We start from the raw sequence: 14,678 nt of genomic DNA, 5'->3' as shown, positions 1-14,678 counted from the left end.
CATCAGTTTTCGAGCAGCCCTCCCATGCGAACCGTTCCCTACCCCACTCCCGGCGAGATCCTGCTGCACGAATTCCTGGAGCCGCTGGGCATCACCCAGCACCGCCTGGCCAAGGCGATCGGCGTGTCGCAGCGCCGGATCGGCGAGATCGTCACTGGCCATCGCGCCGTGACGGCGGACACCGGGCTGCGCCTGTCCCGCCACTTCGGTGTGTCCGACATGTTCTGGAACGGCCTGCAGGCCGATTTCGATGCGGTGACGAGCAAAGCAGCGACGTGAGGTTGTTCCGGGGTCAGAGCCCTTTCTTTGAAGAAAGGGATCCGACCCCTTGCACCAGCGTTGCGGATTACAGCTTCATGTTGAGGCCGACGAAGACCGCGCGCCCCGGGGCAGGCGAGAACATCGGCCGGGCGCTGTCCCAGAAGAAACTGTCGTACCACGCGTAGGCGTATTCGCGGCCGGTGACGTTCTTCAGCTGCAGGTCGACGCTCCAGGCCGGAGTGATCTGGTACTTGGCGCTGAGATCGAGCACGGCGAAGCCACCGAACTTGCCCGTGACGTTGCGCTCTTCCAGATAGTAATCGCCCTGCGCACGCGCCTGCAGGCCCAACTGCAGGGCATCGCTGGCCTGGTAGTCCAGACCGAGGTTGCTGATGTGGCGCGGCGTGGCCGCCACTTCGCGGCCCTGCAGGGACACGCCGGGGGCGCGGTCGTCGCGGGTGATCTTGGCCTCCTGGTAGGCATGCGAAGCCCACAGGGTCCACGCGTCTCCCAGCTGCGCGCTGATCTGCGCATCCACACCGCGGCGGCGGGTCTTGCCCAGCGTGACCGTGGTGCCGGTGGCCGGCATGTTGGACACTTCGTTTTCCGCATCCTGCTGCCATACCGCCAGGCGGGCCTGGCTGCCGGCAAAGGGCTGGAATTTCAGGCCCAGCTCCATGCCAGTGTTGGTGGAGGGCTGCATCGGTGCCTGCCCGGGGGTGAGGTAGGCCGGCGCGGTGGAACCGGTCAGCACCTGGAACGTGCGCCCCCAGTTGGCATAGACGTGGGTGTGTTCGCCCAGGCTGTGGATGACGCTCAGCTTGGGCTGGCCGATGCTGCCGTAATCCTGCAGGCGGCCGGTGGAGCCGTTCATCAGCCGGGTGTGTCCGCTGAAACGGTCCACGCGGTAGGCCGGCACGATCTTCCATGCGTCGGCTGGCTGGTAGATCGCCTGCACGTACGCGCCCCAGTTGTCGAAGCTGTGGCGGTCGTTGTTCTGCACGCGTGCCGGTGGACGGCTGAAATCGGTGGGCTCGGCGTAGGCGTAGCGCTCGCGGACGTAGCCGTTGTCCTGCTGCTCGTAGTTCACCCCGCCTTCCACGGTGAGCATGGCACTGGCCTGCCAGGTGAGCGTGCCGAGCAGGCCGGTCTGGCGCTCGTCCCACAGCCTGCGCTGGCGCGGCAGATTGCCGGTGGGCAGATCGCTGAAGGTCACCCGGCGGTCGTCTTCATAGCGGTTGTAGTACAGCCGCGTGCCGAAGGTCACCGCGTCGGTCAGCTTCATGTCCAGGTGCGCAGCGAACTGGCGCATGTCGCGGTCATCGCCGTCATTGGCATTGCGCAGGTCGCTGCGGCGACGGCCCGCATGCAGCTCTTCCGCCGTCATGAAACCGGGTTCGTCGGCCTCATGGTGGTAGGCGCGCGCGGTCAGGCCGATGCGCAGCCCGTCCTCCAGCGAACCGAAGAACCACTTTCCGCCCAGCGAGTATTTCTTCGAGCTGTCGTGGTCGCGGTAGCCGTCGCTGGCCTGGGTACCGACGAAGTAGTTCTGCGCGAAGCCGTCGGCTTCGCGGCCCACTGCCAGTTGCGCATCGCGGGTGTTGTAGCTGCCATAGGCCAGGCGCGCGTCGGTGTAGGTGCCGCCCTGGCGCGTACCGAAGTTCACGTTGCCGCCGATGTTGTGCAGGCCGTAGCGCGGGTCGTTGGTACCGCGCACGACTTCGATGTAGCTGATTTCCAGCGGAAACAGCATGTCGATGAAACGCTGGTTGCCGCTGTTGACGTTGCTGGGGATGCCGTCGATCAACGTCTTGATGGCATTGAGGTAGCCCTCGCCGTTGAAGGCGCGGAAGCTGACCTTGCCCGACTCGGCACCCTGCCGGGTTTCGGTCAGCTGGATGCCGGGCATCTGCCCAAGCAGTTCCCAGCTGTGCGACACGTTGCGGCTTTCGATCTGGTCCGCGCCCAGCACATCCACCGAGGTCAGCACCTGGTGCGCGCTCAGTTGTCCCTCGCTGTGCTGGTGCACATCGACCTTGCCCAGGGTGAGCGCAGCGTCGGCGGACTGGGCGAATGCTTCAGGAGCGAACGGGGCGGCCGCGAGCGCGGCCACCAGCGTGGGAGTCTTCATTGGGAGGCGGGCGGAAGGCGAGAAATGAAACTTTATAACATTTCGATTTCGCCAGCCATCCGATGATTGCAGGCCCCTCGACCTTAGACAGGGTAGCCGGTGGCTTCCCGGGCCTTCTTCCAGGCAATCTCAAACTCGCGCGCGCTGATCTCGTCGTCTTCGTCGAAATCCATGAACGACACCGGCTGGTCAGCCAGCAGGAAACGATCATCGCTGTGGGCATGCTCATCGGCCCAGACCATCTTGGTGCCGTAGATCTCCACCTGGCGCACGATCTTCTCGCCACGGGCTTCCATCAGCACGTTGCCCTTGCCCAGGCCCGATTCGGCCCAGTGCTTGTAGTACTTCTTCGTGTTGGATTTTGCGTTGTTCTTTGCGTATTTCATTGCATTTGTCCTGGCCGCAGGTGCGGCCGGAGAGATCGGAAGGGCGCCATTATCAGGCATATGGGGTCAGATCCCTTTCCTGCGGAAGGGGATCTGACCCCTGCTGACCTACTGCGGCAACGCCACGCCCTTCGGCCACAGCATCCACAGGTTGCCCTGCTGCTTCATGTCGCCGGCCAGCTTGCCGGCGGCATCGCCGCTGCCCCAGTACAGGTCGGCACGTACCTCGCCGGCAATGGCGCCACCGGTATCCTGCGCGGCCACCGGGCGCACCACCGGCGTGCCGTCCGGACGCGTGGTCGACAGCCACAGCAGGCTGCCCAGCGGCACCACGGTGCGATCCACCGCCACGCTGTAGCCGGCGGTCAGCGGCACGTTCAATGAACCACGCGGGCCTTCCGGGCTGTCCGCGCTGCGCACGAAGAACACGTAGCTGGGATTGCTGCGCAGCAGCTCCGGTACGCGTGCCGGATGTGCCTTCGCCCATGCGCGGATCGCGTCCATGGTGACGTCTTCCTTCTTCAGCTCGCCCTGCTCCACCAGCCAGCGGCCGATCGCGCGATAGGGATGGCCGTTCTGCTCGGCGTAGGCCAGCCGCACCTGCTTGCCATCGGCCAGGCGCACCCGTCCCGAGCCCTGGATCTGCAGCAGCTGCAGGTCCATCGGATCGGTCAGCCAGGCCAGCACCGGCGCCTTGGCCCCCTTGCTGGCGATGCTGCCGGCGTCGTCGTAGGGCTTGAGCACCTTGCCCTCCACGCGACCGCGCAGGCGCTTGCCCTTCAATTCGGGGTAGAGACTCTCCAACTGCACCACCACCAGATCATCGGGTGTGCCGTACACCGGCACCGTGGCCTTGTCGGTGCGGGTGAGGCTGCCCGGATAGATGGGTTCGTAGTAGCCGGTGATCAGGCCGTCGGCGCGATGGCCGCCGGCGCGAAGGGAATAGACATCGAGATTGCGCTGCAGGAATGCGCGGATCGCGCTGGCGTCCTTGTCGGATACGGTGCTGGCGGTCGCGCAGGGCTTGGCCCAGGTCGCATCGCTCTTCAGCCGGGTGCAGCTGCTGCGCCAGGCGACGAAGCCTGCCTGCAGGTCGGCATCGGATACGGCCGGCAACGTCGTCCAGTCGACCTTGGCGTAGGTAGCGGCAGGCTTCACTGCGGCAGGCGCTTCGGAACGGGTGCCGGTGGTGGAACAGCCAGCAAGCACGGCAAGCGCAAGAAGGCTCCAGCACGTACGGTTGAAGGGGGCGATGAGGTCAGTCATTGCCTCAATGTAGTGCAATCGGGCGTGGCGCAGGACCGGGATCGCATCCTGTGCCACACGGTGGCCCCTATCGCTTGCCGCCCAGCAACTCGCTGCTGCGGGTGGCGAACACCGGCGGCGGCACGTCCAGCACGGTATCGCGCACGACGCGACCGGCGAGGAAGTCGACGATACTGCGGGCGATGGCCGGGTTGCCGGTCCACAACTCGTTGTGATGGCTTGCATTTCGCACCAGCAGCGAGTGGCCGTTGCTGAAGCCCGGCCGCAGCGCCTCGGCATTGGCCGGGGGCGTACGCCCATCCAGCGTGCCACTGATGAACAGCACCGGCACCTCGCTGTGCAGCGGGCCGCGGAAGCCCGCACCCAGATCGGCCAGGCCGAGGCCATCACCGATGGCCGGGAACGGGAAGTTCAGCCCGTCGCCGAACAGGCTCTGGCGCGCCTGTGCTTCGGCCAGCGCCCGGCGCTGCGGGCTCTGCCCGGAGGCGATGTCCATCGCCAGACCCATGGCCGGGAACTTCGCGAACTGGGCGCGCCCGATCAGCACCATGTCCGCCAGCGGGTCGTAGTTGCCCGTCTCGGCCTCACGCAGCACCAACGGCAGCCATTGCTGGGGGATGCGTTGCCCCAGCATGTTGGCGATGACGATCTGCGCGTCGTACAGGCCGATGGTGACCTGCTTGCCCTCATGCATGTGGCTGCGACCCTGTCGCGGCTGTTCCCGCAGCGCCTGCAGCACGCGGGTGACCGATCCGGCGAGGTCATCGAAGCCATCCTTGCGGGCAAGCACCGCCAGCTCCTGCAGCAGCGCGTCGCTGCTCAGCGGCAGCTTCAGCGTATCGTCGGGACCTTCGGACCCCATCAGCACCACGCGCTCAAGACCGGCACCGTGCAGGCGCACCGTGGCCAGGGCCAGATGGGTGCCATAGCTCATGCCCCACAGGCTGATCTTCGGTACGTCCAGCGCGCGCCGCAGGTCGTCGAGGTCGCCGGCACTCTCGGCCGTGGTGTACGCGCCGAGATCGACACCGGCCTGACGCCAGAACGCTACACACTTCGCCGCCGTGGCCTGCACTGCGGCCAGGGCCGTATCGCGCTGCAGCGGTTGGGCGTCGTCGAAACGTGTTTCATGCGGACATTCCGGTGGCGGCTCGGACAGGCCAGCCCCGCGCTGGTCGAGCAGCAGCACGTCCGTCTCGCGCCGCACCTGGTCGAACACCGGCCAGCGCGGACCACGTGCGGTATCGATACCAGAACCACCCGGACCACCGGCCAGGTAGACCACCGGTGCGTTGCGGCCAGTGCCGGCCGTTGCACGCAGGCGCACCACCTTCAGGTGCAGCCGCGGACCGTCCGGCTCGCTGTGCCGTCGCGGCACCTCCAGCGTGGAGATCTCGGCAGCAATATCGCCATGGTTCTTGGTCTGCAGTGTGTAGGGCTCGAAGGCCAGCGCCGCCGGACCGGCCTGCGCGGGAATGGCGGCGGCGAGGGCCAGGCAGAGCGCGCCGAGGGCGACGGCCACGACGGGGCGACGAACCTGGAAACTGCCGGAAGACGTAGAGGCGCTGCGGGTCATGTTGGACTCCGATGGAAGGATGTGCGCCGCCAGCATCTGCTCCCTCGCAGCGCTGCGGACGCGCCCATCTGCCGAACGTCTCCAGACGCCGGTCCAATGTCTCCACGCAACCGATACGATGGCCGCCATGCAGATTCCACGAACCCTGGCTGTCCTTGCTGTACTGCTTGCGGCCGTGGCCGCTTGGCTGATCGTGTCGACGCCGCCACCGGAAATGAGGGTTGTGCAGGGAGCACAGATGGCACCTGCGAATGTCGGGTCATCCGGCGGACTGCCAACGCACCCACCGCAGAACCTGGCTTGGCGGCCGCTGGACCAGCAGCAGCTGGCGGAGTGGCATGGCCCGTACTGGCTGCGCTGGCAGGTGCCAGCGCCGGAAAGCGGCGCCGATCATGGACGTACAGTGAGGCTGTCGTTACGCGCTGCCAGCCAGCTGTACTGGAACGGGATGCCATGGATCAGCAATGGCGCTGTCGGTCGCACGCCGGAAGAAGAGAGGCCGGGGCGCGTAGACGTCGTGCGCGTGCTACCGCCGCCGTCGGGCAACGCCACCGATGAACTGCTGGTGCTTGCATCCAGCCAGCAGCAGCGTTTCGCCCTGCATGGCGCAGATGCGATGGTGCTGATCGCGCCAGCCCCTGTGCTGTACGGCCAGATCATCCTGCCATGGCTGATCGCGGCCTTCGCCACCGGTGCGCTGGCAGCCGCATGCCTGTATTTCCTGGCGGTGCTGCGTGGGCAGACACGCACACCCGGCGCGCGCCTGCTGCTGGCACTGGGTGTGGTGGGTCTGGCACTGCCCGCGGTCGAGGCGTGGCGATCATTGCTGGGCTACACCTATCCTTGGCATGGTGTTCGCCTGGTCGCGCTGCTGGCCCTGCATGTGGCCGCAGCGCTGCTGCTGCCGGTCTATCTTGCGCGTCGCTTCGACGTTCCCTTACCGAGAGCTGGTTGTTTCATCTATCTGGCGCTGATCATGGCAGCGGCCATCGCGCTGCCCGGCTTCGACACCCGCTCAGCGGCGGTGCTGCTGTTGAGCCTGCTCGCCTCGGTGTGGGTGCTGATGCGCGCGCCTGCCGACCAGGAAGACCGATGGCCGATCCTGGCGCTGCTGTCTGCGGGCCTGCTGGCGCTGCTGGTCGCACGCGGTGCCTTCCTTGATGGCCCTTACTTCCTGCTGCTGGCGGTGCTGATGGTGTTCCTTCTGCTGCGCCACGCCGCCCAGTCGCAGGCGCTGGACCGGCACAACGCCTGGCTGCGCGAAGAGCGCGCACGGCTTTCGTTGCAGTTGTTGCAACGGGGCATCCAGCCACATTGGCTGATGAACACGCTGACCTGCCTGCAGGAACTGATCGAGCAGTCGCCGATGCGCGCCAGCCGCCTGGTGGAGTCGCTGGCCGACCAGTTTGATCGCCTGCGCGACAGCAGCAGCCGCCAGAGCGTTCCCTTGCAGGACGAACTGGCGTTGTGCCGCAGCCATCTGGATATCGTCGGCCTTGCCCTGGACCAGCGCATGGTGCTGGAGGTTGATGGCGGGGATGCGGCGATTTCGCTGCCGCCGGGCATCCTGCACGCACAGGTGGAAAATGCACTGACCCATGCCGGCGCTGTTGCCTGTGCACTGCACCCTTTCCGCCTGCACGTGCAGCGCGACAACGCGCGCTGGATACTGGAACTGCGCAGTGCGCGAGGCTCCGCCCCGCACCGCGGCCGTGGCACGGGTACGCGTTACATCGAGGCTAGCCTGGCGGCGGCCAGCCCCACCGGCTGGAGCTTCGTGCAGGGCGTCGACGGTGACCATTGGTGTGGCCGGATCGAGCTGACATGCGCATCCTGATCGTAGAGGACGAACCGCTGGTGCGACAGCGCCTGCTGCGCATGTGCAGCGAGTTGGCCGGTGCACGCGCGCGTTTCGATGCGGTAGCCGATCTCGAAGCAGCCGGCGACCGGTTGCAACGCAGCGTCTACGACGGCCTGCTGCTGGACCTCAACCTTGGCGGCGACGATGGCTTCGAGCTGCTGCGCCGCGCGGTGGCCGGGCGCTACCAGTGCGTGGTGGTGTCGGCGCACCGCGAGCGCGCATTGCAGGCGTTCGAACACGGCGTACTCGACTTCGTGCCCAAGCCCTTCTCACGCGAGCGCCTCGCCCAGGCGCTGGAACGGCTGCTCGACACCGGTGGTGTCCGCTCCGGTCGCGCGCGTTATCTGGGTATCTGGCGCGCGCAGGGCACAGCGACCGTCGAACTGGCGGACGTGCTCTGGATACGCGCCGACGGCGACTACAGCCAAGTGCGCCTGCGCGATGGCCGCAGTGAACTGCATGACAAATCCCTGGCCGCGCTGGCCACGGTACTGCCTGCGGATTTCGTCCGCTGCCACCGTTCCTACCTGGTCAACCTGCGCCAGATCCACACGCTGCATGCGGCCTCAGGCAGCCGCTACTGGCTGGTGTTGAGCGACGGCAGCGAGTTGCCTGTTGGCCGCGCGCATGTGGCCACGCTGCGCGAAGCGTTGGGCATGGAAGGCGGGTAGCGCCGGGCCATGCCCGGCGGTTCGCAATCGAGGCCGCGCTTCGCGCTCGCCGGGCGTGGCCCGGCGCTACCGGTTATGGCGTCTGCAGCAACAGCGAATGCAGGATGCGCGCGTCTTCGGCGTCGAGTGTTGTCGGCAGGGTGTCGCTGCCACGGAAACGGCGGTGGAACGCCCGTACCGCTGCTTCGCGGTTGTCCAGCGGATAACCGAAGCGCGCCAGCGCGGCCCATGCATCGAAGCCTTCCGGCGCAGCACCGTCGGCAGCGCGCGGCCACACGCCGAAGCCGGCTTCGGCCAACTGCTGCCACGGGAAGAAGCGGCTGGGATCTTCCTTGCGCGTCGGCGCCAGGTCGGCGTGGCCGATCACCTGCCGCGGTGGGATGTTCAGCCGTTCAGTGAGATCGCGCAGCAGCACGATCAGCGATTCGATCTGCGCGGGGCTGAAGGGCGTACGGCCGTCATTGTCCAGCTCGATGCCGATGGACGCGGAGTTGAGGTCGGTGATGGTGCCCCAGCGCCCGGAGCCGGCGTGCCAGGCGCGACGCTCATCGGCCACCAGCTGGTAGCGGTGGCCATCGGCGCCGATCAGATAGTGCGCACTGACCCGCCCGCCGCTGTTGGCGGTACGCAGCGTATGCAGGCTCTGCTGCACCGATTTCTGCTCGGTGTGGTGGATGACGATGATCACCGGCGTGCGCGCGTTCTGGTTCGGCGACGGCACCCAGGTGGCAAGCGGGTTGCGGATTTCCTGCGGTGTGGACGCGCAGGCGGCCAGCAGCAGGCAGGCCGAGAGCATCAGGGAAGTGCGGATCGGGTGCATGGCCTGATTGTGCGTGATAAGCCCGGCCGATGCAGTAGAGCCACGCCATGCGTGGCTGGGCCACCGACCGTGCCGACCAACGGTCGGCACCCACCAAAGCAGGAGCAGTGCCAAGCAAGCTTGGCAGCTACCAGAGCGGGTGAGCGGCCCCGCAGGGCCGCCCACCACTACATCAGGCCTCGTAGGCCGATTCACCATGCGAGGTCACATCCAGGCCGGTGCGTTCGGCCTCCTCGGTCACACGCAGGCCGACCACCACCTTGACCAGCAGCAGGATCGCAGCGGTCACCACGGCCGACCAGACCACGGTAAGGCCGACGCTGACCACCTGCACCCACACCTGGTGGCCGATATCCAGATCGGCCTTGGTGCCGCCCAGCGACTGCGCGCTGAACACACCGGTGAGGATCGCGCCGACGATGCCGCCCACGCCATGCACACCGAACACGTCGGCGGTGTCGTCCACCTTCAGCAGACGCTTGAGGCCGGTCACGCCCCACACGCAGACCACGCCGGCAACCAGGCCGATGACGATCGCGCCGAGCGGGCCGACGGTACCGCACGCCGGGGTGATGCCGACCAGGCCTGCCACCGCACCCGAGGCCGCGCCCAGTGCCGACGGCTTGCCCTTGCTGATGGCTTCAACCAGCGTCCAGCCCAGCACCGCTGCGGCCGTGGCCAGCACGGTGTTGAGGAAGGCCAGCGAGGCGACGGTGTCGGCGGCGGCGGCGGAACCGGCATTGAAGCCGAACCAGCCGACCCACAGCAGCATCGCGCCGATATAGGTGAACGGCACGTTGTGCGGCTTCAACGCGGTCTGCCCGTAGCCCAGGCGCTTGCCGACGAACCATGCGGCCACCAGACCGGCCACACCGGCGTTGATGTGCACCACGGTGCCGCCGGCGAAATCGATCGCGCCCATCTCACCCAGGTAGCCACCACCCCAGACGATATGCGCCATCGGAATGTAGCTGAGGGTGAACCACAGCGCCGAGAACAGCAGCACCGCACGGAACTTGATGCGCTCGGCGAAAGCACCGACGATCAGCGCAGTGGTGATGCCGGCGAAGGTCGACTGGAAGGCGACGAACAGGTAATCCGGCAAGCCCTTGATCGGCGTGTTGCCCACCGACTCCGGGGTGAAGCCCTTGAGGAAGGCGAATTCGGTGAACGAGCCGAAGAACGGATTGCCGGCGCTGAACACTGCGCTGTAGCCATAGGCCACCCACAGCAGCAGCACCAGCGAGAACACCACCAGGATCTGGCTGAGCACCGACAGCACATTCTTCGAGCGCACCAGGCCGCCGTAGAACAGGGCCAGGCCCGGCACCACCATCAGCAGCACCAGCAGGGTGGAGGTGAGCATCCAGGCGACGTCGCCATGGTCATAGGCGGGCGCAGCCACCGCTTCGGCAGCAGCCGGCGCAGCGGCAGTCGGGTCCTGCAAGGGCTCGACGGCCACGGCCTCGCTCTGCAACGGCGTGACCTGGGCCTGGGCATGTGCACTGCCTGGCCAGATACCGGCGGCCAGCGCGCTGAGCAGCATCAGCAGGCACACCAGATGGAACCGGGCTTGCCACCCGGTGAGAAGGCGCATCTTCATGGGGGAGTCTCCGGAAGGGGGGTTACAGCGCGTCAGCGCCGATTTCGCCGGTGCGGATGCGGATGACCTGCTCGACAGCGGTCACGAAGATTTTGCCGTCGCCGATCTTGCCGGTGCCTGCAGACGACTGGATCGCTTCGATCACAGCGTCGGCACGCTCGTCGGTGACGACGGTTTCGATCTTGATCTTGGGCAGGAAGTCGACAACGTACTCGGCACCGCGATACAGCTCGGTGTGGCCCTTCTGGCGCCCGAAGCCTTTCACTTCGGTCACGGTGATGCCCGACACGCCGGCATCGGACAGGGCCTCGCGGACCTCGTCGAGCTTGAACGGTCGGATGATGGCGGAGATCAGTTTCATGCGCATGTCCCGATGGTGGATGGGGCCAGCGCGCCAACGCGCGATGGCATCAGGCAACCACGGGCCATCGTGGTGATGGCCGTGGCTGTTGCACCGGACACGAACCGGGCCGGGACAGCCGTGCCTCTCTCCTTGCACGGCCGACGCGGGAGGGAGGGCGGCCCATGTCGCGTATCCGGTCTCTCTCTTGCCCCTGGATCAGGGGTCCTTGGCGTGGGGTCAGAGCCCTTTCATGCATGAAAGGGATCCGACCCCGTGCAACGACCCCGATCTGACCGCGGCTCCCCAGCCGCGAAGACGGATGCGATGGCGGCGGGTGGGAGGGGGTACCCACCGCCATCGCAACCGGTCAGCTGGCGTAGTACAACTGGTATTCCAGCGGGTGGGTCGCCGCGCGGAACTTGGTCACTTCCTGCATCTTCAGCGCGATGTAGCCGTCGATGAAGTCATCGCTCATCACGCCACCGGCCTTGAGGAACTCGCGGTCCTTGTCCAGCGCTTCCAGGGCCTGGTCCAGCGAAGAGCAGACCTGCGGAATCAGCTTCTCTTCTTCCGGCGGCAGGTCGTACAGATCCTTGTCGCTCGGTGCGCCCGGGTCGATCTGGTTCTTGATGCCGTCCAGGCCGGCCATCATCAGCGCGGTGAAGGTCAGGTAGCCCGACTGGATCGGATCGGGGAAGCGCATTTCAATGCGGCGCGCCTTCGGGTTGGACACCCACGGAATGCGGCACGAGGCCGAACGGTTCCGCGCCGAGTACGCCAGCATCACCGGGGCTTCGTAACCCGGCACCAGGCGCTTGTAGCTGTTGGTGCCCGAGTTGGCGAAGGCGTTGATCGCCTTGGCGTGCTTGAAGATGCCGCCGATGTACCACAGCGCCATCTGGCTCAGGCCGCCGTAGCCGTCACCGGAGAACAGGTTGGTGCCGCCCTTGGACAGCGACTGGTGCACGTGCATGCCGCTGCCGTTGTCGCCGACGATCGGCTTGGGCATGAAGGTGACGGTCTTGCCATTGCGGTGGGCGACGTTCTTGATGACGTACTTCATCCGCAGCAGTTCGTCGGCCTTCTGCACCAGGGTGCTGAACTTGGTGCCGATCTCGCACTGGCCGGCAGTGGCCACTTCGTGGTGCTGCACTTCCACTTCGATGCCGACCTGTTCCAGGGTCTTGCACATCTCGGCACGCAGGTCGTGCAGGGTGTCGGTCGGCGGAACGGGGAAATAACCGCCCTTCACGCCCGGACGGTAACCGCTGTTGGCGCCGTCGTACTTTGCGCCGCTGTTCCATGCCGCTTCTTCCGAATCGACCTGGAAGAAGGTGTGGCCCATTTCATTGGCGAAGCGCACCGAATCGAAGATGAAGAACTCCGGCTCCGGGCCGAAGAACGCGGTTTCGGCGATACCCGAGGACTTCAGGTACGACTCGGCGCGCTTGGCGATGCCGCGCGGGCAACGGCCATACGGCTGCATGGTGGCCGGATCGAGGATGTCGCAGCTGATCACGATGGTCGGATCGGCGTAGAACGGGTCGACGTAGGCGCTGGCGGTATCCGGCAGCAGCACCATGTCCGATTCGGCGATGCCCTTCCAGCCGGCGATCGAGCTGCCATCGAACATCTTGCCTTCTTCGAACAGCGACGGCTCGACGATGCTGACCGGGAAGGTCACGTGCTGTTCGACACCACGCATGTCGACGAAGCGCAGATCGACGAACTCGATCTGGTTGTCCTTGATCAGCTTCTCTACGGTTTCCACGGACATCGGTACGACCTCGGATGGGAATGAATGCCTGCTGAGGTACAGCAATGACCGTGCCAACTTTTCGGCTTTCACAAGTCGTTGATTTCAAAGATCCCGCACCGCCAGAGTGCGAACCAGCGCGCACCAAAGCAGTGCGCGGATGTCCGCACGCACCCGTTTGGTGCGGCATGGATCGTCTATTCTTTCGAGCTTCTTCCGCCGCCAGCGCCCGCACCGTCCATGTCCGACCTGCTCTCCGCCCTGCTGCTGGGCATTCTCGAAGGCTTGACCGAATTCCTGCCGATCTCCAGCACCGGCCACCTGCTGATCGCCCAGCACTGGCTGGGCGCGCGATCGGACTTCTTCAACATCATCATCCAGGCCGGCGCGATCCTGGCCGTGGTACTGGTGTTCCGCCAGCGCCTGCTGCAGCTGGCCACCGGCTTCGGCCAGCGCGAGAACCGCGAGTACGTGTTCAAGCTCGGCGCGGCCTTCCTGGTGACCGCCGTGGTCGGCCTGGTGGTGCGCAAGGCCGGCTGGTCGCTGCCGGAAACCGTCAGCCCGGTGGCCTGGGCGCTGATCATCGGCGGCATCTGGATGCTGCTGGTGGAGGCCTATACCGCGCGCCTGCCTGATCGCGACCAGGTGACCTGGACGGTGGCCATCGGTGTCGGCCTGGCGCAGGTGGTGGCCGGTGTGTTCCCGGGTACCTCGCGCTCGGCCTCGGCGATCTTCCTGGCCATGCTGCTGGGCCTGAGCCGCCGCGCGGCCGCCGCCGAGTTCGTGTTCCTGGTCGGCATTCCCACCATGTTCGCCGCCAGCGCCTACACCTTCCTGGAACTGGCCAAGGAAGGAAACCTGGCCAGCGAGAACTGGACCGACGTCGGCGTCGCCTTCGTTGCCGCCGCCATCACCGGCTTCGTCGTAGTGAAGTGGCTGATGGGCTACATCAAGTCGCACCGCTTCACGGCCTTCGCCCTTTACCGCATCGCCCTGGGCGCTGCGTTGCTGCTGTGGTTGCCCTCCGGCAGCTGAACAGCGCCGGGGCACGGTAACCCCGTTGCCGGCCCCGATCCGTTTCCCCCTCGGTTCCCCAAGGAGAATCACCATGAACCGCAAGCTCACCCTGCTCCTCCCGCTGGCCCTGCTGGCCGCCTGCAGCCAGACCCCCGCCCCGGCCGGTACCGGCGGTGACGACCTGGCCCCGGCTGCGGCAAAGGCCGGCGACCAGAAGGCCTTGGCACACCTGGATGCGCAGCGCCTGCAGAGCCAGCACTGGCTGCTGCAGCAGGCCACCGCGGCCGATGGCAAGCGCATCGATGCGCTGTTCGCCCGCGAAGACAAGCCGGTCACCCTGGACTTCGCTGATGGCCGCCTGTCGGTCAGCAACACCTGCAACCGCATGGGCGGCGGCTACACCCTGGCCGACGGCAAGCTGAGCGTCAGCGCGATGGCCTCGACCATGATGGCCTGCACCGACAAGGCGCTGATGGCGCTGGACGAAGCCGTCTCCAGCCGTCTGCAGGGCGAACTGAAGGCCGAACAGGACGCCAACGGCGTGCTGACCCTGACCACCGCCAAGGGCGACGTGCTGGTGTTCAACCCGGAACCGACCGCTGAAACCCGCTACGGCGGCGCCGGCGAAACCGTGTTCCTGGAAGTGGCTGCGAAGACCCAGAAGTGCTCGCACCCGATGATCCCGGACTACCAGTGCCTGCAGGTGCGCGAAGTGAAGTTCGACGACAAGGGCCTGAAGCAGGGTGAGCCGGGCGCGTTCGAGAACTTCTACGGCAGCATCGAGGGCTACACCCACGAAGACGGCGTGCGCAACGTGGTGCGCGTGAAGCGCTACGAAGTGAAGAACCCGCCGGCCGATGCGCCGTCGCAGGCGTACGTGCTGGACATGGTGGTCGAGTCGGCCATCGAGAAGTGATGTAGAGCCGACCGCTGGTCGGCTGGCTCTTGAAGGGCGGCCGCGAGGTCTCCCTTCTTCGTTGTGGGTAG

Annotated in this window: 13 protein-coding genes; 5 read left to right on the top strand and 8 right to left on the bottom strand. The window is 66.4% G+C overall.

All coding sequences use genetic code 11. From position 1 onward, the window contains the following. The first annotated feature begins 24 nt into the window (after window positions 1-24). A complete protein-coding gene (locus tag QOL57_RS20205; RefSeq protein ID WP_089241699.1) occupies window positions 25-279 on the top strand; it encodes a HigA family addiction module antitoxin in 255 nt (84 codons plus the stop codon). Between the two features lie 67 nt (window positions 280-346). On the opposite strand, the gene QOL57_RS20200 is transcribed toward QOL57_RS20205, so the two are convergent. From QOL57_RS20200 to QOL57_RS20185, 4 genes are all read right to left on the bottom strand, one after another. Then, window positions 347-2,392: a TonB-dependent receptor gene (locus tag QOL57_RS20200; RefSeq protein WP_089241701.1), complete on the bottom strand. Its 2,046-nt coding sequence runs from the start codon at window positions 2,390-2,392 to the stop codon at window positions 347-349. A gap of 83 nt (window positions 2,393-2,475) precedes the next feature. Continuing rightward, window positions 2,476-2,778: a hypothetical protein gene (locus QOL57_RS20195; protein WP_089241703.1), complete on the bottom strand. Its 303-nt coding sequence runs from the start codon at window positions 2,776-2,778 to the stop codon at window positions 2,476-2,478. A 108-nt stretch (window positions 2,779-2,886) separates the two neighbouring features. Then, a complete protein-coding gene (locus QOL57_RS20190; RefSeq protein WP_089241705.1) occupies window positions 2,887-4,044 on the bottom strand; it encodes an MltA domain-containing protein in 1,158 nt (385 codons plus the stop codon). A 67-nt stretch (window positions 4,045-4,111) separates the two neighbouring features. Continuing rightward, window positions 4,112-5,620, bottom strand: coding sequence for an alpha/beta hydrolase (locus QOL57_RS20185; protein WP_089242024.1), 1,509 nt, complete (start codon window positions 5,618-5,620; stop codon window positions 4,112-4,114). Window positions 5,621-5,858: 238 nt separating this feature from the next. Here QOL57_RS20185 and QOL57_RS20180 point away from each other — a divergent pair, with 238 nt between their 5' ends. Both QOL57_RS20180 and QOL57_RS20175 read left to right on the top strand, forming a co-directional pair. Then, window positions 5,859-7,457, top strand: a complete 1,599-nt coding sequence (locus QOL57_RS20180) for a sensor histidine kinase (RefSeq protein WP_244900854.1) — start codon at window positions 5,859-5,861, stop codon at window positions 7,455-7,457. Next, window positions 7,445-8,152 (top strand): LytTR family DNA-binding domain-containing protein, encoded by a 708-nt coding sequence (locus QOL57_RS20175; protein WP_089241707.1) that lies wholly within the window; start codon window positions 7,445-7,447, stop codon window positions 8,150-8,152. The genes QOL57_RS20180 and QOL57_RS20175 overlap by 13 nt, the downstream gene beginning before the upstream one ends. Before the next feature lie 73 nt (window positions 8,153-8,225). Here the strand turns inward: QOL57_RS20175 and QOL57_RS20170 are convergent, their stop codons facing one another. The 4 genes from QOL57_RS20170 to glnA form a co-directional block, all read right to left on the bottom strand. Continuing rightward, window positions 8,226-8,972: an N-acetylmuramoyl-L-alanine amidase gene (locus tag QOL57_RS20170; protein WP_089241709.1), complete on the bottom strand. Its 747-nt coding sequence runs from the start codon at window positions 8,970-8,972 to the stop codon at window positions 8,226-8,228. Window positions 8,973-9,144: 172 nt separating this feature from the next. After that, window positions 9,145-10,575, bottom strand: a complete 1,431-nt coding sequence (gene amt / locus QOL57_RS20165) for an ammonium transporter (protein ID WP_089241711.1) — start codon at window positions 10,573-10,575, stop codon at window positions 9,145-9,147. A gap of 22 nt (window positions 10,576-10,597) precedes the next feature. Continuing rightward, complete coding sequence (locus QOL57_RS20160; RefSeq protein ID WP_004134334.1) at window positions 10,598-10,936, bottom strand: P-II family nitrogen regulator; 339 nt, start codon at window positions 10,934-10,936, stop codon at window positions 10,598-10,600. Window positions 10,937-11,285: 349 nt separating this feature from the next. After that, window positions 11,286-12,695, bottom strand: coding sequence for a type I glutamate--ammonia ligase (gene glnA, locus QOL57_RS20155; protein WP_089241713.1), 1,410 nt, complete (start codon window positions 12,693-12,695; stop codon window positions 11,286-11,288). Between the two features lie 219 nt (window positions 12,696-12,914). Here glnA and QOL57_RS20150 point away from each other — a divergent pair, with 219 nt between their 5' ends. Together QOL57_RS20150 and QOL57_RS20145 are read left to right on the top strand one after the other, a co-directional pair. Next, a complete protein-coding gene (locus QOL57_RS20150; protein WP_089241715.1) occupies window positions 12,915-13,709 on the top strand; it encodes an undecaprenyl-diphosphate phosphatase in 795 nt (264 codons plus the stop codon). A 73-nt stretch (window positions 13,710-13,782) separates the two neighbouring features. Next, window positions 13,783-14,607: an META and DUF4377 domain-containing protein gene (locus QOL57_RS20145; protein WP_089241717.1), complete on the top strand. Its 825-nt coding sequence runs from the start codon at window positions 13,783-13,785 to the stop codon at window positions 14,605-14,607. The last annotated feature ends 71 nt before the right edge of the window (window positions 14,608-14,678 follow it).

The organism is Stenotrophomonas sp. yr243, assembly GCF_900184195.1.
In the GTDB taxonomy this organism is placed as follows: domain Bacteria; phylum Pseudomonadota; class Gammaproteobacteria; order Xanthomonadales; family Xanthomonadaceae; genus Stenotrophomonas; species Stenotrophomonas lactitubi.
The sequence above is the reverse complement of the archived record's forward strand: the minus strand, read 5'-3'. Positions and strand labels throughout refer to the sequence as shown.